Consider the following 16873-nt stretch of genomic DNA (forward strand, 5'->3'; position numbering starts at 1 on the left):
GGGTACCAGTGCAGGAGCCGTTCGGCGAGCGTGATGTCCGGGCAGCGGCGGCGCGGGTCGTCGGTCGCCGCCGTCGTGTGCTCGACAGGTGAGCCGGAGCCGGAGACCTTCTTGATCAGCTGCGCGAGTTCCAGGACGGTGTGCTCGACCGGGCTGCCGATGTTGATCGGGCCCGTGTGCGAGCTGTCGGCGAGCGCGAGGAGTCCGCGCACGGCGTCGTCGACGTAACAGAGCGACCGCGTCTGCCGGCCGTCGCCGTGCACGGTGATGGGTTCCTCGCGCAGCGCCTGGCCGATGAATGTCGGCACGAGGCTGCCGCTGTCGGCGGGCATGCGCGGGCCGTAGGGGTTGAAGAGGCGCGCGATGCCGATGTCGAGGCCGTGCTCGCGGAGGTAGGCGAACGTCAGCGCCTCGGCGAACCGCACCGCCTCGTCGTAGGCGCCGCGCGGTCCGATCGGATTGACATTGCCCCAGTAGCTCTCCGGCTGCGGGTGCTGCTCGGGATCGCCGTAGATCTCGCCCGCCGACGCCAGCACGAACCGGGCACCCTTGCGGTACGCGAGGTCCAGCGCCTTCGTGGTGCCGAGGCCGACCGTGTGCAGCGTCGCGATGGGCCGGCGCAGGTAGTCGGCCGGGGACGCCGGGGACAGCACGTGCAGCACCAGATCGACCCGTCCGTCGATCTCGGGATCAGTGCTGACGCGCGCGCCGCGGCGCAGAAGTTCCTCGGACACATGGGATCCGAGGAACTCGGATCTTCCGGAGACGACGACGCGGGCCATGCACAAGAGCTACCCGCGCCGTCATCGCGGAAACCCTCCTAGAGCGCGCGAACCGCCGCGGCCAGGCGGGTGATGCCCTCGTCGATCTGCTCGACGTTGACGCCCGAGAACGCCAGGCGCATCGCGCTGTCGCCGCCCTCCAGCATGAAGTCCGAGCCCTTCACGAACTCGACGCCGTGCTCCTTGGCGACGGGGAACAGCTTCTCGACGCTCACGCCGGGGAGCTCGACCCACATGAAGTAGCCGCCCTGCGGGGCCGTGTACACCGCGTCCGGCAGCTCACGCTGCAGTGCCGTGACGAGCGCGTCCTTGCGTTCCTTCAACGCCTTCTTGACCGTCGCGACCGACTGCTCGATGCGGCCGGAGCGGCAGAACTCGTTGACGATCGACTGCGCGACCATGTTCGGCGAGATGTAGGTGTTGGTCGCGATCTTCTGGATCCGGCCGATGATGTCCTTCGAGCCGACCAGGTAACCGCAGCGGATGCCGGGGCACATCGTCTTGGAGAACGACGACGCGTACACGACCTTGCCCGAGGTGTCCTGCGACAGCATCGTCGGCAGCTGCTCGCCCTCGAAGCGCACCTTGAGGTACGGGTCGTCCTCGAACAGGACGAAGTCCTTCTCCGCCGCCAGCTGCAGCAGCTTCGCGCGCTTCTCGGTGCTCAGCGTGTAGCCGGCCGGGTTCTGGAAGTTCGGGATGATGTGCGCGAGCGACGGCCGCGCGCCCTCGAGGTACGCCTCGAGCTTGGCGGTGTCGATGCCGTCGGTCTCCAGGTCGATCGCCGCGACCTTGGCGCCGCGCTGGCGCAGGTTCAGCAGCGTGCGGTCGTACGTCGGCGCCTCGACGACCACGTCGTCACCGGGGTTCACCAGCAGCTCGAACAGGAACGCGTCCGCCTGCATCGACCCGTTCGTCACGAGAACCTGGTCCACCTCGACGCCGTGCTGCTCCGCGATCCACTCGCGCAGCGGCACGTAGCCGACGGACGTGCCGTAGGCGAACGTCCCGGCGGGGTCCTTCGTGAAGGCCTGCTGCGCCGCTTCGCGCAGGCCCTCCTGGTCGATGATGTCGAGCGACGGTGCACCACGGGTGAACAGGATCGGGGCCATGCGCGGAGCGTACCGCTCCCACAATCTGGGCTGCCGCCACCGCGAGTCCCACCTTCCGGCACTCTGTGTCCCACCTTCAGGGGCGGTAGGTGTAGGTGTTCAGTTGGGTGACCGCCGAGGCCGCGTTGCCCAGGTTGTAGTGGTCCACCGCCAGGTAGGTCGGCTTCTTGCGCGCCGCCGGCTGGCAGAACCGCTGCGCCCGGTCGGCCAGTTTGGAGTTGTCCGTCGTCGCCGTGGAGGTGAACGGCGTGTCCCGGAAGTGGTTCATGACGAACAACGGCTGGAAGCGGTCGGTCGCGGTCAACGGCCGGTCGCTCCACCGGGTGTAGCAGGACCAGTCGGACGTGCCGAGCCCGCCGCCCATGGACCAGTAGTTCTCCACGGTCCAGTCGTGCCCGTACATGACCCCGTAGGAGTCACGCCCGTCGCGCGCGTGGTCGGTGAAGATCAGCAGTCGCTTGCCGGACGCACGCAGCTGCGACAGCGTCGGCCACCCGTTCTCCCGCACACCCGACTGGTCGGGCCGGAACAGCAGGGACGACAGCCCGTTGACGCGGGCGAGCTCCGCCCCCAAAACGGAGGACGACACGTAGTCCTCCAGGAACACGGTGACGATCTCGCTGGGATTGGCCCGAAGGAAATCCACGATCCGCTGGAGATCGACCCACAACGCCACGGGCTTGGAGACCCACGTGCAGCTGTTGTGGCACAGGATCGCGCCGTCCGGCGTCTGGTGGATGTCCAGCATGAACCCGCGCACCCCGTCACCGAGCTGCTGCACGATGCCGCGCGTCTGGTTCTTGGCGAGGTTGAGGAACGGGGGCGCGAAGCCGCCGTCCACGCCGTTGGCGAACGCGTTGTGCGCCACCAGGAACGTCGCCTCGTCCAGCCGCGGGTCGGCGGGGAACGAGGCGGTGCCGCCCGAGACGGGCGTGAGATACCAGCGGGTGTCCAGGGTCAGGCCCGGGATCTCCCACTGGTCACCGACCTGGTTGAACGTCCAGGTGTCCGAGGCGCAGGCGACCATCTGGAGGGACTTGTTCAGGCACGAGCCGGTGGTGGCGTTCTCCAGGCGGCCGTCCCGCAGCTTCCACTGCTGGTTGTCCTCGTTGCCCTTCGGGTGGTGCAGCTCGACGCCCGAGCCCACCTGGGACAGGTTGTCCCCCGTTTTGACGCTCTGCAGGTAGTAATCGCCCACGGGTGCCGCCTGAGCGGGCACTACCGGGACCAGCGCGATGATCAGTAAAGCGACGGCAGGGAGGTATCGCACGCGCCCAGCGTCACCCATCCGAGTGAAACATGAAACGCTCTCGGACGTTTGACCGTTTAACAGGTTGGGAACACATTCATCAGGCAGCCGCCGCTCCGCCGAAGGGTGAGAGCCGGTCCTGGGCGCCGCCTTCATAAGCCGCGCAGGGTTCGACTCCCTCGGTTGCCGCCAGAAACAAGAGGGGGCCCCGGTTGACGACCGGGGCCCCTCAAGCATTCAGATGGCGCGGACAGCCTGCGCCTGTGGTCCCTTCTGGCCCTGGCCGATCTCGAACTCCACGCGCTGCTTCTCCTCCAGCGAGCGGAAGCCACCGCCTTCAATCTGCGAGTAGTGGACGAACACGTCGGGGCCGCCGCCGTCCTGCGCGATGAACCCGAAGCCCTTCTCGCCGTTGAACCACTTCACAGTGCCCTGCGCCATGCGTATTGCTCCCTTGATGAGCTGATCCTCGTTGCGAGGTGCGCGCAGTCTGCCATTCGACCGTCTCTCTCACATCTTGGTTAGCCCGGGAGGGGCACGAAGTAGGGTTGGCCGGGGTTCGCAGCAGGAGGAATGAGCATGACGAGTTGGCCGGCCACGGCGCAGGAGTTCGCCGCCAGGTTGAGGTCCGACGCGGCCGACCGGGACCGCGCCAACCAGCCGCCGGTCAAGGAGGTCGAACTGCTGCGCCAGACCGGCCTGCTCGACGAGACCGACTGGTCCACGCAGCAGAAGATCACCCGGATCGTCGGCGCCGCGGACGCCAACATCGGGCACCTGCTCGGCTACCACTACCTGCAGATCTGGCGCTCCGGCCTGTTCGACAAGCCCGTCCGTCACGAGTCCGGCTGGTTCTGGGCCGGCGTCTCCAACCCGCTCGACGCGGCACTGGAGCTGACGCCCGCCGAGAACGGGTTCCTCGTCAACGGCCGCAAGACGTTCGCGACCGGGGCGGCCGTCGCCGACCGGCTCGTCGTCAGCGCCACCCGCACGGACAACGGCGAGAAGCTCACCTTCATGCTCGACGGCGCCGCGGACGGGATCACCTACCTGGGCGACTGGGACAACATCGGCCAGAAGCTCACCGCCTCGGGTGGCGTCGCGTTCGAGAACGTCGTCGTCCCGAACGAGGACGTGCTAGGCGTGCAGCCCATTGACGAGCACCCGCGGCTTTCCCTGGCGGCACTGGGGTTCCAGCTGGTGCTGGCGCAGCTCTACGTCGCGATCGCGGAGGGCGCGCTCGCCGAGGCCGCCGAGTACACCCGCACCAAGACGCGCCCGTGGTTCGTCAGCAATGTCGGCAAAGCGACCGAAGATCCACACATCCTCGCGAGCTACGGCGAGATGGTCGCCCAGACGCAGGCCGCCGGGCTGCTCGCGGACCAGGCGAGCGACCAGCTCAAGGCGGCCTCCGACCAAGGCGCAGCGCTCACCAAGGAGCAGCGCGGCGAGGCCGCGGTCGCGATCTCGGCCGCCAAGGTCGTCTCCACGAAGGTCGCGAACGAGGTCAGCTCGCGGATCTTCGAACAGGTCGGCGCGCGCGGCACCGCTGCCGGCTACGCGCTGGACCGCTTCTGGCGCAACGCCCGCACGCTTACGCTCCACGACCCGGTCGTGTACAAAGCGCGCGAGGTCGGCGAGCACTTCCTCACCGGTGAGCACCCCGCGTTCACCGGGTACAGCTGATGGAGCCGGTGCTCGCGCACAGCGTCCGGCTCGACGGCGACGCGGTGCACGTCCTCGACCGGCGCGTCTTCCCGTTCGAACGCACATGGGTGCGCTGCGAGACCGTCGAGGAGGTCGCGAAGGCGATCGAGGACATGGTCACCCAGTCCTCGGGGCCGTACTTCGCCGCTCTCTACGGCATGGTCCTCGCCGCGCGCACGCTGAGCGACAAGCCCTTCGCCGAAGCACGTGAGGAGCTCGCCAGGGCCGGCGCCCTGCTGGAGAACACCCGGCGCACCAACAACGCCCTGCGCAAGGCCGTCGCCCTCGTCCTCGAAACCGTCGACACCGCCGGGACCGTCGAGGCCGCCGCGGAAGGCGCCCGGATCGGCGATGAGCGGTACCGGGAGCGAAGCAGGAGGCTGGGGGAGTACACCGCCGAACTCCTCCCGGACGACGGCTGCGTGCTCACGCACTGCTGGGCCGACCTGTACCTGACCGAAACCGTTTCCGCAGCTCAACGCAATGGCAAGCGATTGCGATTCGTCTGCACGGAGACCCGTCCGTACCTGCAGGGCGCCCGGCTCACGGCGGAGACGCTGGCCGAGATGGGCGTCGAGACGACACTGATCACCGACGGTATGGGAGCGGCCGTGCTGCAGTCCGGTGTGGTCGACGCCTTGGTCACGGCGGCCGATCGCGTCACCATGGACGGACATGTGGTGAACAAGGTCGGCACGCTGGGCCTCGCCGTCGCGGCCCACGCGTTCGGCGTGCCGTTCTACGCGCAGGTGCAGGCACCCGACCTGGGTGCGAGCACGAAGGAAGACGTCCCGATCGAGTACCGCGACGGCGCCGAGGTGTTGTCCACTTTGGGCAGGCCGACGGCCTCGCAACGGGTCCGCGGGCTCTACCCGGCGTTCGACGTGACGCCGCCGCGGTTCGTCACGAGGATCGTGACGGACCGGGGCGTGCTCGCGCCGGACCGCCTGACTGACTATCACAGAGGAGAAGAACGGTGAGCTGGGTCGTACTCGACATCGAGGGCACCCTGAGCGCGACCGACCAGGTGCTCGTGGTGCTGTACGACTACGCGCGGCCGCGCCTCGGCCCGTGGATCTCCGAGCACGCCGACGACCCGGTCGTCGTCGAGGCGGTGCGCCAGATCAAGGAACTGAGCGGGCACGACGACGTCGTGGGCGCACTGCACGCGTGGATGGACGCCGACCAGAAGGTCACGCCGCTGAAGACGTTGCAGGGCCTCATCTGGCAGCGCGGTTACGAGCAGGGCGACCTGACCGCGTCGTTCTTCCCGGACGTGGTCCCGGCGATCAAGGCGTGGCACGAGGCCGGCATCAAGCTGGCGATCTTCTCGTCCGGCTCGGTCGCCGGCCAGATCGCGTTTTTCAAGCACACCACCGAGGGCGACCTCACGCCGTACTTCGAACACCACTTCGACACCGTGAACGCGGGCCCGAAGAAGGAAGCCGCGTCCTACAAGGCGATCGCGGCCGTCCTGGAGTCTGACGACATCACGTTCTACAGCGACGTTCCGGCCGAACTCGACGCGGCCGCCGAGGCCGGCTGGCACACCGTCGGCGTCGCACGGGACGGCGAGCCGTACGGCAACGCGGACTTCGGTCCACATCGGACGGTGCATTCGCTGTGACGCCAGGGGAGCAGCTGGCACGGGAGTGCGCGCGCTACACCCAGATGGGCTGGATGCGCGGCACGTCCGGCAACCTTTCCGTGGTGCTGCAACGGGATCCGCTGCGACTGGCGGTCACGGTCAGCGGGCTCGACAAGGGCGAGATGACCGCCGACGACAACGTCGTCATCGACGAGAACGGTCTGGCCGTCGACTCGGAGAAGATCCCGTCCGCCGAAGCCGGGCTGCACGCGCGGATCGCGGCGGTGGCGGGTGCGGGCGCCGTGGTGCACGTGCACGCGCTGGCCCCGGTCGTCGCCGCCGAGTACTGGCCGGACGGCGTGGTGCTGCGGGACCTGGAGATGCTCAAGGGGTTCGGGCGGCAGGCGCACGAGGAGGTCACCATCCCGGTCGTGCCCAACGACCAGGACATGACCGTCCTCGGCGACGCGTTCGAGAAGGGGTTCGACCCCGGTGTGCCCGCGTTGCTCGTCGCCCGGCACGGGGTGTACGTCTGGGGTGACGACCTCTACCAGGCCAGGCACCGGCTCGAGTGCCTGGAGTGGCTGCTGCGGTTCAAGGTCGAGACGAGGAGGAGCCGATCATGACACTGCTGACGGTCTGGCCGGAGGACGATCCGGACACGGTGCTCGTGCGGACGACCGACGCCGAGGAGATCGCCACCGAGCTCAAGGAGCACGGCGTGCGGTTCGACCGCTGGTCCCTGCGCGAGGACGTCACCGCCGACAACGCGCTGGAGAAGTACCGCGCCGAGGTCGACCGGGTCATCGAGACCGAGGGCTACATCCTCGTCGACGCGATGGAGATGACGCCCGCGGACACCGACGAGTACCGCGCGAAGGCCGTGGAGTTCCGGCAGAAGTTCCTCTCCGAGCACACGCACGACGACGACGAGGACCGCTACTTCGCCCGTGGCGCAGGGGTTTTCTACCTCCACGTCGGCGGCAAGGTGTACGGCGTGCTGTGCGAGGCGGGCGACCTGCTGAGCGTGCCCGCCAACACGACCCACTGGTTCGACATGGGCACCACGCCGGACTACGTGTCGATCCGCTTCTTCCACGACGACGACGGCTGGGTCGGCAACTTCACCGGCAGCGACATCGCCACGAAGTTCCCGACGTTCGACCAGCTGATGGCGGGTCATCGGGGGTGAGCTCAAAGGTCGCTGTTGCCACGCTGGGCGGCACTATCTCCATGACCGGCTCCGGCAGCGGAGTCACGCCCACGCTGGGCGCGAACGAGCTGACGCAGGGCCTGGACGTCGGCGAGGTCACGACGCTGGCGACGATTCCCGGCGCCTCGCTGACGTTCGCGATTCTGCTCGAGGTGTTCGACTGGGCGGTCGCCCGGATCCGGGGCGGTGCGCGCGGCATCGTCGTCGTGCAGGGCACGGATACGCTCGAGGAGACGGCGTACTTCCTCGACTGCCTGTGGCCGTTCGACGAACCGATCGTGGTGACCGGCGCGATGCGGCACCCCGGTCTGCCCGGCGCGGACGGCCCGGCGAACCTGACCGCGGCCGTCGCCGCCGCGGCGGCCGCCAACAGCCGGGGCCGCGGCGCGCTGCTCGTGCTCAACGACGAGGTGCACGCGGCCCGCTGGGTGCGCAAGGCCCACTCCAGCCGGCAGGACGCCTTCCGGTCCGAACCGGGCCCGCTCGGCCTCGTCGTGGAGCAGCACCCGCGCTACTTCCATCCCGCGCACCGCTTCGAACCGCTGCCGCGGCCCGAGGCGTTCCCGCGCGTGGCACTGTTCGAGGCGACGCTCGGCGACGACGGATTCCTGTTGCGGGAAGCCAAGGTCGACGCGGCGGTCGTCGCGGCCACGGGCGTCGGGCACGTCTCCACGGGCATGGCCGACGCGATCGAGGACGCCACGTTCCCCGTCGTCGTGGCCAGCCGGACGGGCGCGGGCACGACGTTCCGCGACACCTACGCGTTCGCGGGCTCCGAGTCCGACCTGATCAAGCGGGGCGCGGTGCCGGCCGGGTGGCTGGACCCGCGCAAGGCTCGGATCCTGCTCACCCTGGCCCTGGGCCGCGACCTGCTTCAGGAGTTCACGACGCGCGGCAGCGTGTACTGATCGTCCCTGGTCACGCGCACACCCTGCGGCGCCAGCGCCTGCAGGTACCGCACGTGATCGGTGGTGACCGCGTCGCCGACCGCGACGAACGCCAGGTTCGGCAGCCCGGCCGCGGTCACCGCCAGGAACTCCTCCAGCCGGTCGAACCCGTAGTGCACCTTGTGCGCGTCGAGCCCGAACTCGGCGTGGCGTTCGGCCATGGCGGCACCGACGTCGAGCATGTGCAACGCCTGCATGGCGTGTGCCCACGAGTCGATGCCGATGACGATGCGCGCGCACAGCCCGTGCAGCGTGCCGACCATCGACGGGTGCAGGCCCTGGCCGCCCGTGTGCAGTACGACGCCGACACCGGCGTCGCGGAACCGTTCGAGGATCTCGAACAGGCCCGGCACGGACAGCGGCTCCCCTCCGCTGAGCGTGACGGTGTCCGGTCGCATCGAGATCAGGGCGTCGGCGGTACGCAGCATGCGCTCGTGGCTCAGCCTCGCGTACGCGACTTCCCAGGTGATGTCCATTGTCTTTCCCCCTTTACGGCGGCAATGCTCCAGGGGGAGTAGTCCCTTGCGCAGGTGACCGGTGTCCCGACTTTCAGGGACCACCCAGCCCGGCCTCACGGGCGCGGACGATCGCCTGGGCGCGGTCGGCGACCTGCAACTTGGTGAAGATGCTGGAGATCCGGTTCCGGATCGTCTTGGGGCTCAACACGAGCCGGTGCGCGATCTCGGCGTTGCCGCAGCCCTGCGCGATCAACGTGAGCACCTCGCGTTCGCGGTCGGTGAGCTGCGGGAACGCCAGCTCCGCCGGGCGCGTGATCGCGGTGAAGTAGCCCATCATGCGTTGCGCGATGGTGGGACTGAAGATGGCCTCGCCGTCGCCGATGACCTTCACCGCGCGCACGATCTCGTCGTCGTCCACGGTCTTCACGAGGTACCCGCGGGCGCCCGCGCGCATGGCCGCGAACACCAGCTCGTCGTCCTCGTGCATGGTCAGCACGAGCACGCCGGTGCCCGGTTTGCGGCTGAGGATCTGTTTCGCCGCCTCGACTCCCGTGCCGTCGGGCATGTGCAGGTCGAGCACGACGACGTCCGGCTCGTGCTCCCGTGCGGCGGTGATCGCCTCGTTGCCGGTCGACGCCTCCGCGACGACCTCGATGCCGTCCGTGCAGTCGAGCAACGCCCGCAGCCCGCGCCGGAACACGGGGTGGTCGTCGGCGATCAGCACCCTCATTGCGCCTCCAGCGGAATCCGCGCCACGATCCGCGTGCCGTGCTCCGAGGTGATGACGCACGTGCCACCGAGCTCGGCGCAGCGTTCGCGCATGGACGCGAGGCCGATGCCCGGCGTGGCACCGGACGCGATGCCCGTTCCGTTGTCGGTGATCGCCAGCTCCAGGAAGTCGTTGCGGCGCACCGTGATCCGGCACTCGGTCGCATGAGAGTGGCGGGCGGTGTTGGTCAACGCCTCGGCCGCGATCCGGTACGCCGCCACCTCGACCGCCGCGGGCAGCCCGGTGAGCTCCTCGGCGTCCACCTCCACCCGCAGCTCGCTCGCGAACCGCGCCGCCTCCTGCCGCAACGCGAGGGTGAGCCCCTGGTCGAGGATCGGCGGGCGCAGTCCCTCGACGAGCCGGCGCACCTCGGCGGTCGTCGTGTCGAGGTCGGCGAGCACGGCGTCGAGACCGCCGACCGACCGGCTCGCGGCACGCAGCTGCAGCCGGATGCCGACGAGCGCGGGCCCCACACCGTCGTGCAGGTCGCGCCGCAACCGCAGGCGTTCCTCCTCACGCGCGCGCACGAGCCGTTCGCGGGCGAGCTGGAGGTCGGCCGTGAGCTTCACCGACTGGGCGGCGGGCGCGGCCGAGCGGGCCATGTCGGTCAACAGGCTCAGCTCGCGTTCCGTCAGTCGCTCGTCCGGCGCACGCGGTTCGACGACGAGCTCGCCGACCGGGTTTCCGCGATACGTCATGGGAAATCGCAGCTGCGGCCATCCGTGCGACTTCCCGTGTTCGGCCAGCACACTGCCGCCGCGGATCGCGACGTAGGGCAGCTTGAGCGCGGAAGCGATGGTCTCCGCCACCGCGGGCAGCACGTCGCCCGGCGCCTGTTCGAGCCGGCCGGTCAACGCCGACAGCGCGGCGTACGGGTTGGTGCGGGCGCCGTAGAGCCACCGGTCGAGGCGGCGCTGCAGCGTCCGGCGCAGGGGAGCGATCGCGAGCACGGCCGCCGCGGTACCGGCCGCCGCGGCCTGCGCGGGAAAGACCTTCGCGACACCGAAGACGACGAGCCCGTACAACGCGATGAGCAGCACGGTCAGCGTGCCGTAGAGCAATGATCGGTGGATCAGCAGGCTGATGTCGTAGAGCCCGTACCGGACGATCGCGATCACCGCGGCGGCCGGGAACGCGACGGCGCCGGCGAGCCACGTCCAGTTCCCGAACGGCATCTCCAGCACGATCGCGACGACCGCGAGCGCCACGAGCCCGGTGGCCCACACGAGCAACCGCCGGTGGTCCCCGTCCGACCGGCGCCACCGCAACCCCAGCGACACCACGGCGGCGAGCAGGCTGAGCAGCACCCCGGCGAAGCCGATCATCGTCAGGTGCCGGGGCAGGCCCGCGGCGCTGCGGCCGTTCACCACGTCCTGCCAGAAGGTCGCGGGCTCCGGCCACGACGCCCAGCCGATCCCGATGGTGCCCAGCGCGATGCTCAACAGGCTGGCGGCGAGCACCGGCCACCACCGTTTCGACAGCGGGCTGCCGGTCGGGAACACCAGTGCCACCGCGGGCAGCAAGGCGTACGTCGGCCAGAACACCCACGCGTCGATCCACGCGGCCGCGCGCACGTCCGGCCACCCCGCGACCGCCACGGCGACCGCGCCGAACGCCCCCATCGCCAGCAGCAGCCAGCCCACCGCGTTGCGCGTCGCGTGTGCCACGACCCGCAGTCCGAGCAACGTGCAGCCGACCGCGATCAGCCAGTTGCGCGGATGTGAGACGAGCCCGGAGACCGCCGCGTGCGCCCCCGCGAAGAGCACGCATGCCGCCACCCCGACACCCAGCGCGCGTGCCGCGGCGATCTCCAGGCGGAACGTCACCCGTGGATCCAGTGCCAGACGTTGTGCCAGCCGGACCCCTGGTCCTGCGTGCTGAAGTCCTCCCGGTACGACTGGAGCTTCTTGCGCAGCTCCTCGAGCGTGACCTCTAGGCCGCTGTGCGCCTGGTTGTGGAACCCCGCCTCGGTCTGCGCGTTGGCCGCGGTCTTGCGGAAGTCGTTGTACCAGGTCGACAGGTCGTGGTCCGAGAGCTCAGCCTTGGCCCTCACCTCGTCCGCGAACATCTTCGGTTCCTCCCCCCCGGAGCGCCTGGGCGGCGCCCAGTAGGGCAAGAGTGAGGAACCGGCGACTGGATACACAACGTTTCGTTCTACGGCAAAACCTGAATCTTCCGACCCTTCCCGGACCGGAACGCATCCAGTGCCGATGCATAGTCCTCGAGGGGCAGCCGGTCGCTGATGAACACCTCCGGATCGAGCACGCCGTTGGCGAACAGGTCGGCCGCCCGTTCGAACGAGTGCAGCACGGCCATCGACCCGGTGATGGTGATCTCCTGGTTGTAGATCCGGTACGGCTCGATCGTCACGCGCGCCGCGTAGTCCGAGACACCGAACTGCAGGAACGTCCCGCCCCGCGCGACCCGCCCGAGCCCGTCCTGGATCGCCTTCTCGTTGCCGGTCGCGTCGATCACGACGTCCCAGCCCTCCGGCCGGTCCAGCTCGTCGGCACCGGAGGCGACGGCCGTACACCCCAACTGCGTAGCGGTGACAAGCCGCTCGGGGTTCACGTCGACCACCTCGATCGACGCCGCCCCGGTCAACTTCCCGAGCTGCAACATCATCAGGCCCATGGTCCCGGACCCGTAGATGAGCACCCGCGACGCCATCTGTGCCCGCAGCACGTCGTACCCGCGCACCGCGCAGGACAGCGGCTCGATCAACGCCGCGTCCTCCAGCCGCACATGTTCCGGCAGCCGCACGCAGTTCGACACGGGTGCGACCGCGTACTCGGCCGCGCCGCCCGCGGTGGACACGCCGATCGCGGCCCACCGCAGGCACAGGTTGTTCCGCCCGGCGCGGCAGTAGCGGCACTCGAAGCAGTACAGCGAAGGATCCACGGCCACGCGGTCGCCGACCACCACCTCCGTGACGGCGGACCCGACGTCGACGACGACACCGGCGAACTCGTGACCGGGCACCACGGGCAGCGTCGGCGCGAACTCGCCCTGCAGGATGTGCAGGTCCGTGCCGCAGAGCCCGCAGGCGGCGACGTCAACGACGACCTCCCGTGGTCCGGGGCGCGGATCGTCCACAGTGGTCACCTCGACCTGACCGACCCCGCTGATCACCGCTGCCTTCACTTCACGGCTCCAAGAGACAGGCCCTGGACCAGCTTGTCCTGGGCGGCGAACCCGGCGATGAGCACCGGGAGGGACACGACGGTCGCGGCGGCGCAGACCTTGGCGAGGAACAACCCCTGCGAGGTCACGAACCCCGTCAGGTACACGGGGGCGGTCGACGCGACCACACCGGTGAGCACGCGGGCGAACAGCAGTTCGTTCCACGAGAAGATGAAGCAGATCAACGCGGTCGCGGCGATTCCGGGCATCGCGATCGGCGCCACGACCCGGCGCAGGGTCGTGATCAGCCCGGCGCCGTCGATGGCGGCCGCCTCCAGGATCTCGGGCGGCACCTCGGAGAGGAACGACCGCATGAGCCACACCGCGATCGGCAGGTTCATCGACGTGTAGAGCACCATCAGGAACGAGATGTTGTCGAGCAGCCCGGCGTACTGCGCGACCAGGTAGATCGGCAGCAGCGCCGCGACGACCGGCATCATCTTGGTGGAGAGGAAGAAGAACAGGACGTCGGTCCACTTCTCCACCTTCTTGATGGACAACGCGTACGCCGCCGGAATCGCCAGCAGCAACACGATGATCGTCGACCCGATCGACGCGGTGAACGAGTTGATCAGCGGCGGCATCGAGCCGGCGCCGAAGAACTCGCTGTACCCGTCGAAAGTCAGCGATGCGGCCAGCGAAGGCGGGTTCGTGGCGGCGTCCGCCTCGCTGTGCAACGACGTCAGCACCATCCACGCCACCGGCAGGAAGAACAGGATGCCGGCGAACCAGGCAACGACTCCCCATATGCGCGTCATCGCGAAGCCTCGTCTCGGAAGAGGGAGGACACCACGCGCAGCGCGAAGGTCGCGATCACGATCGAACCGGCCACCACGATCACGCCGGCCGCGGACGCCTCACCGTACTCGTGCGCCTGGTAGAAGGTCTGGTAGATCATGTACGGCAGGTTCGCCGTGCCGAGGCCGCCCGAGGTGATCGTGAACACCGCGTCGAAGTTCTGCACGATGTAGATCGACCCGAGCAGCGCGCCCAGCTCCAGGTACTGCCGCAGGTGCGGGAACGTCAGGTACCGGAAGATCTGGAACGGCGAGGCACCGTCGATCCGGGCTGCCTCGACGGGTTCGATCGGCTTGCTCTGCAGTCCCGCCAGCAGGATCAGCATCATGAACGGCGTCCACTGCCACACCAGTGACGTGACGACCGCCGTCATCGGCATGGAGCTGATCCAGTCCGGCTGCGCGGAAAAGCCGAACCAGGTCAGGACTCCGTTGAGCAGCCCGTACTCCGGGTTGTACAACGCGTGCTTCCACAACAGTGCGGCGGCGACCGGCACCACGAGGAACGGCGCGATCAGCATCGTGCGCACGATCCCGCGGCCGCGGAACTTCTTGTCCAGCAACAACGCCAGGCCCAGGCCGAGCACCAGGCTGATCAGCACCACGGACGCCGTGAGGATGACCGTGTTGATGACCGACGACCGCAGGTCCGGGTCGACGAACACGTTGACGTAGTTGTCGAACCCGGCGAAGCCGCGACCGGCCGGGTCCAGCGAGTTCCACTTCATGAACGAGATGACCAGCGTCGCGACGAACGGCAGCTGGGTGATCACGATCAGGAAGATCAGCGCGGGCAGCAGGGGCGCCCGCCGCGCCCACCGGTTCGATGGGCGCGGGGCCTCGGGCGCCGGGCGCTTCGGCGGAGCCGAGGGCCTGGTGAGGACGGCCATGACTACTGCCCCCGGTACTTCGCGGCCACCTTCTCGGCCAGTTGCTGGCCGGCGTTCAAGGCGGCGTCGACGCTCGTCGCTCCGGCGATCGCGGAGCTGATCTGTTGCGACACCTGGGTTCCCAGGTCGGTGAACTCGGGGATGCCGACGAACTGGATGCCCGGTGCGGGGCGCGGCTGCACGCCGGGGTCGAGCGGCTTCGCACCCTTGATCGCGGCCTCGGCCTGCGCGGAGAACGCGCCGCTGGACTGCTTGTACTCGGCCCGCTGGTAGGTCGACGCGCGCTTGCCGTCCGGCACCTTCGACCAGCCGAGTGTCTTGCCCGCCAGCTCCTCGTACTGCTTGCCGGACGCCCACGAGATGAACTTCCACGCCGCGTCGGCCTTCTTGCTGGCCTTCTGGATGCCGAACGCCCAGGTGTAGAGCCAGCCGGACGACTGCGTCTTCACGACCGGAGCCTGTGCGAACCCGAGCTTGCCCTTGACCGGCGAGTCGTCGGCCTCGAGCAGACCGGCGGCGACCGTGGCGTCGTACCACATCGCGGTCTTGCCCTGCGTCATGTTGTTCAGGCACTCGGCGAACCCGGCCTGCGGCGCGCCGGCCTCACCGTGCGTGCGGACGAGGTTGACGTAGAAGTCCGTGGCCTGTTTGAACTCCGGCGCGGTGAGCTGCGCCTGCCAGTCCTTGGTGAACCACGTGCCGCCGAAGGTGTTGACGACTGTGGTCAGGGGCGCCATCACCTGACCCCAGCCGGGCTGGCCGCGCAGGCAGATGCCGCGCATCTCGGGAGTGTCCACTTTGGCCGCGATGTCCGCGACCTCCTGCCACGTCGGCTTGTCGGGCATCTTGATGCCCTTGGCGTCGAGGACGTCCTTGCGGTACATCAGGAAGCTCGACTCGCCGTAGAACGGCTCCGCGTACACCTTGCCGTCCGCGGCCGTCAGCGACTGACGGATCGGCTCCAGGATGTCCTGCTGGTCGAACCCGGAGTCCTTCGCGATGTAGTCGTCGAGCGGCGTGAGCCAGCCGTTCTTGGCGTACATCGGCGTCTCGTAGTTGCTGATGGTCGCGACGTCGTACTGACCGGCCTGGCTGGAGAAGTCCTGGCTGATCTTGTCGCGCACGTCGTTCTCGGGCAGCACGGTGTAGTTGACTTTGATGCCGGTCTGCTTGGTGAAGTTGTCCGCGGTGAGCTTCTGGATGTCCTCCATCTGCGGGTTGTTCACCATGAGCACGTTGACGGAGTTCGCGTCGGAGGCGCCGCCGCCACCTCCCGCGCCCGCGCAGGCGGTGGTCGCCAGCAACACTGCGGCGGTGATGCTGAGATACCGGAACGACGACATCGTCTTTCCTTTCCAAGGCATGCCTGAATAAGCCCTACCTCGATGGGGTGGTGCGCTCTTACGTTCTGATGACCTTCGGTCCCAGCAGCGAGTACCGGTGGGCCTCGCTCGCGGACAGGTTCGTGTCGGTGACGATCGCCTCCAGGTCGCCGATCTTGGCGAACCGGTTGAAGCTGTGGACGCCGAACTTCGTGTGCACGCCGACGAAGATCCTTCGCCGGGACACCTCGACGGCCTTCGCCTTCACCGCGCCGACCGCCGGGTCGGGAGTGGTGAGGCCGAACTCGCGCGAGATCCCGTTCGCGCCGACATAGGCGAGATCGATGACCATCTCGCCGAGCATGCTGATGGCCCAGTGATCCACCGTGGCCAGCGTGCGGCCACGTACCCGGCCGCCGAGCAGCAGGACCGTGCACGCCGGGTGCTCGGACAACGCCGCCGCGGTCGGCAGGCTCGCCGTGATGACCGTGAGCGGGCGGGTGAGCGGCAACGCCTCCGCCACCAGCTGGGGCGTGAAGCCCTCGTCGACGAACACGGTCTCCGCGTCGTCGATCCGGTCGGCCGCGGCTTTCGCGATCCGCCGCTTCTCGGGCACGTGCGACGCGCTGCGGAACTTCAGGCCCGTCTCGAACCCGGCGCTCTCCACCGGGATGGCGCCGCCGTGGGTGCGGCGGACGAGGCCGTGCTCGTCGAGCAACCGCAGGTCACGCCGCACGGTCTCCGGAGCGACCTCCAGCTCGGCGGCCATCTCGACCACGTCGACCCGGCCGTCCGCGCGTGCCCTGGCGAGGATGCGGCGTTTGCGCTCGTCCGACCGCATGCTCACCTCCTCGTG

19 protein-coding genes are annotated in these 16873 nt (G+C 68.9%); 6 read left to right on the plus strand and 13 right to left on the minus strand.

The window, feature by feature from the left end:
• The 4 genes from QSK35_RS16080 to QSK35_RS16095 all read right to left on the minus strand — a co-directional run.
• The coding region (locus QSK35_RS16080; RefSeq protein WP_285746788.1) for an NAD-dependent epimerase/dehydratase family protein at positions 1 to 782 on the minus strand (782 nt) is incomplete at its 3' end.
• A 38-nt stretch (positions 783 to 820) separates the two neighbouring features.
• The gene (locus QSK35_RS16085) at positions 821 to 1894 is read right to left on the minus strand and encodes an aminotransferase-like domain-containing protein (RefSeq protein WP_285746790.1); all 1074 of its coding nucleotides are present in this window, start codon (positions 1892 to 1894) and stop codon (positions 821 to 823) included.
• Positions 1895 to 1970: 76 nt separating this feature from the next.
• Positions 1971 to 3164 (minus strand): PI-PLC domain-containing protein, encoded by a 1194-nt coding sequence (locus QSK35_RS16090; RefSeq protein ID WP_285746792.1) that lies wholly within the window; start codon positions 3162 to 3164, stop codon positions 1971 to 1973.
• 216 nt (positions 3165 to 3380) lie between these two features.
• Entirely contained in the window at positions 3381 to 3584 is a 204-nt protein-coding gene (locus QSK35_RS16095; protein ID WP_285746794.1) for a cold-shock protein, read from the minus strand.
• 138 nt (positions 3585 to 3722) lie between these two features.
• Here QSK35_RS16095 and QSK35_RS16100 point away from each other — a divergent pair, with 138 nt between their 5' ends.
• From QSK35_RS16100 to QSK35_RS16125, 6 genes are read left to right on the plus strand one after another with little or no spacing between them, the layout of a single operon-like run.
• Positions 3723 to 4829, plus strand: a complete 1107-nt coding sequence (locus QSK35_RS16100) for an acyl-CoA dehydrogenase family protein (RefSeq protein ID WP_285746796.1) — start codon at positions 3723 to 3725, stop codon at positions 4827 to 4829.
• Positions 4829 to 5830: a s-methyl-5-thioribose-1-phosphate isomerase gene (locus QSK35_RS16105; RefSeq protein WP_285746798.1), complete on the plus strand. Its 1002-nt coding sequence runs from the start codon at positions 4829 to 4831 to the stop codon at positions 5828 to 5830. The genes QSK35_RS16100 and QSK35_RS16105 overlap by 1 nt, the downstream gene beginning before the upstream one ends.
• On the plus strand, positions 5827 to 6477 hold the full coding sequence (gene mtnC, locus QSK35_RS16110; protein WP_285746800.1) for an acireductone synthase: 651 nt from the start codon (positions 5827 to 5829) through the stop codon (positions 6475 to 6477). Before QSK35_RS16105 ends, mtnC begins: the two co-directional genes overlap by 4 nt.
• Positions 6474 to 7064: a methylthioribulose 1-phosphate dehydratase gene (gene mtnB / locus QSK35_RS16115; RefSeq protein WP_285746801.1), complete on the plus strand. Its 591-nt coding sequence runs from the start codon at positions 6474 to 6476 to the stop codon at positions 7062 to 7064. The genes mtnC and mtnB overlap by 4 nt, the downstream gene beginning before the upstream one ends.
• Positions 7061 to 7630: a 1,2-dihydroxy-3-keto-5-methylthiopentene dioxygenase gene (locus QSK35_RS16120; protein ID WP_285746803.1), complete on the plus strand. Its 570-nt coding sequence runs from the start codon at positions 7061 to 7063 to the stop codon at positions 7628 to 7630. The genes mtnB and QSK35_RS16120 overlap by 4 nt, the downstream gene beginning before the upstream one ends.
• Positions 7627 to 8559 carry an asparaginase gene (locus QSK35_RS16125; protein WP_285746805.1) on the plus strand — a complete coding sequence of 311 codons (933 nt, stop codon included), beginning with the start codon at positions 7627 to 7629 and terminating at the stop codon, positions 8557 to 8559. Before QSK35_RS16120 ends, QSK35_RS16125 begins: the two co-directional genes overlap by 4 nt.
• Here the strand turns inward: QSK35_RS16125 and QSK35_RS16130 are convergent.
• From QSK35_RS16130 to QSK35_RS16170, 9 genes are all read right to left on the minus strand, one after another.
• Complete coding sequence (locus tag QSK35_RS16130) at positions 8526 to 9074, minus strand: radical SAM family protein (RefSeq protein ID WP_285746807.1); 549 nt, start codon at positions 9072 to 9074, stop codon at positions 8526 to 8528. The genes QSK35_RS16125 and QSK35_RS16130 overlap by 34 nt on opposite strands.
• 73 nt (positions 9075 to 9147) lie before the next feature.
• Entirely contained in the window at positions 9148 to 9786 is a 639-nt protein-coding gene (locus tag QSK35_RS16135) for a response regulator transcription factor (RefSeq protein ID WP_285746809.1), read from the minus strand.
• Entirely contained in the window at positions 9783 to 11651 is a 1869-nt protein-coding gene (locus QSK35_RS16140; protein ID WP_285746811.1) for a sensor histidine kinase, read from the minus strand. Before QSK35_RS16140 ends, QSK35_RS16135 begins: the two co-directional genes overlap by 4 nt.
• Positions 11648 to 11893, minus strand: coding sequence for a hypothetical protein (locus QSK35_RS16145; RefSeq protein WP_285746813.1), 246 nt, complete (start codon positions 11891 to 11893; stop codon positions 11648 to 11650). Before QSK35_RS16145 ends, QSK35_RS16140 begins: the two co-directional genes overlap by 4 nt.
• A gap of 86 nt (positions 11894 to 11979) precedes the next feature.
• The gene (locus QSK35_RS16150) at positions 11980 to 12969 is read right to left on the minus strand and encodes a zinc-dependent alcohol dehydrogenase family protein (RefSeq protein WP_285746815.1); all 990 of its coding nucleotides are present in this window, start codon (positions 12967 to 12969) and stop codon (positions 11980 to 11982) included.
• Positions 12966 to 13766 (minus strand): carbohydrate ABC transporter permease, encoded by an 801-nt coding sequence (locus QSK35_RS16155; RefSeq protein ID WP_285746817.1) that lies wholly within the window; start codon positions 13764 to 13766, stop codon positions 12966 to 12968. Before QSK35_RS16155 ends, QSK35_RS16150 begins: the two co-directional genes overlap by 4 nt.
• Positions 13763 to 14695 carry a carbohydrate ABC transporter permease gene (locus QSK35_RS16160; RefSeq protein ID WP_285746819.1) on the minus strand — a complete coding sequence of 311 codons (933 nt, stop codon included), beginning with the start codon at positions 14693 to 14695 and terminating at the stop codon, positions 13763 to 13765. Before QSK35_RS16160 ends, QSK35_RS16155 begins: the two co-directional genes overlap by 4 nt.
• A gap of 2 nt (positions 14696 to 14697) precedes the next feature.
• Positions 14698 to 16038: an ABC transporter substrate-binding protein gene (locus QSK35_RS16165; RefSeq protein WP_285746821.1), complete on the minus strand. Its 1341-nt coding sequence runs from the start codon at positions 16036 to 16038 to the stop codon at positions 14698 to 14700.
• 58 nt (positions 16039 to 16096) lie between these two features.
• Positions 16097 to 16858, minus strand: coding sequence for a DeoR/GlpR family DNA-binding transcription regulator (locus QSK35_RS16170; protein WP_285746823.1), 762 nt, complete (start codon positions 16856 to 16858; stop codon positions 16097 to 16099).
• Positions 16859 to 16873: the final 15 nt, after the last annotated feature.

It is taken from the genome of Lentzea sp. NBRC 105346, assembly GCF_030269605.1.
GTDB lineage: Bacteria > Actinomycetota > Actinomycetes > Mycobacteriales > Pseudonocardiaceae > Lentzea.

Coding starts and splice junctions, on each gene's coding strand:
- QSK35_RS16085 (WP_285746790.1), bottom strand. CDS start 1,894: ATGGCCCCGATCCTGTTCACCCGTGGTGCACCGTCGCTCGACATCATC.
- QSK35_RS16095 (WP_285746794.1), bottom strand. CDS start 3,584: ATGGCGCAGGGCACTGTGAAGTGGTTCAACGGCGAGAAGGGCTTCGGG.
- QSK35_RS16100 (WP_285746796.1), top strand. CDS start 3,723: ATGACGAGTTGGCCGGCCACGGCGCAGGAGTTCGCCGCCAGGTTGAGG.
- QSK35_RS16105 (WP_285746798.1), top strand. CDS start 4,829: ATGGAGCCGGTGCTCGCGCACAGCGTCCGGCTCGACGGCGACGCGGTG.
- QSK35_RS16120 (WP_285746803.1), top strand. CDS start 7,061: ATGACACTGCTGACGGTCTGGCCGGAGGACGATCCGGACACGGTGCTC.
- QSK35_RS16130 (WP_285746807.1), bottom strand. CDS start 9,074: ATGGACATCACCTGGGAAGTCGCGTACGCGAGGCTGAGCCACGAGCGC.
- QSK35_RS16135 (WP_285746809.1), bottom strand. CDS start 9,786: ATGAGGGTGCTGATCGCCGACGACCACCCCGTGTTCCGGCGCGGGCTG.
- QSK35_RS16145 (WP_285746813.1), bottom strand. CDS start 11,893: ATGTTCGCGGACGAGGTGAGGGCCAAGGCTGAGCTCTCGGACCACGAC.
- QSK35_RS16155 (WP_285746817.1), bottom strand. CDS start 13,766: ATGACGCGCATATGGGGAGTCGTTGCCTGGTTCGCCGGCATCCTGTTC.
- QSK35_RS16160 (WP_285746819.1), bottom strand. CDS start 14,695: ATGGCCGTCCTCACCAGGCCCTCGGCTCCGCCGAAGCGCCCGGCGCCC.
- QSK35_RS16165 (WP_285746821.1), bottom strand. CDS start 16,038: ATGTCGTCGTTCCGGTATCTCAGCATCACCGCCGCAGTGTTGCTGGCG.
- QSK35_RS16170 (WP_285746823.1), bottom strand. CDS start 16,858: ATGCGGTCGGACGAGCGCAAACGCCGCATCCTCGCCAGGGCACGCGCG.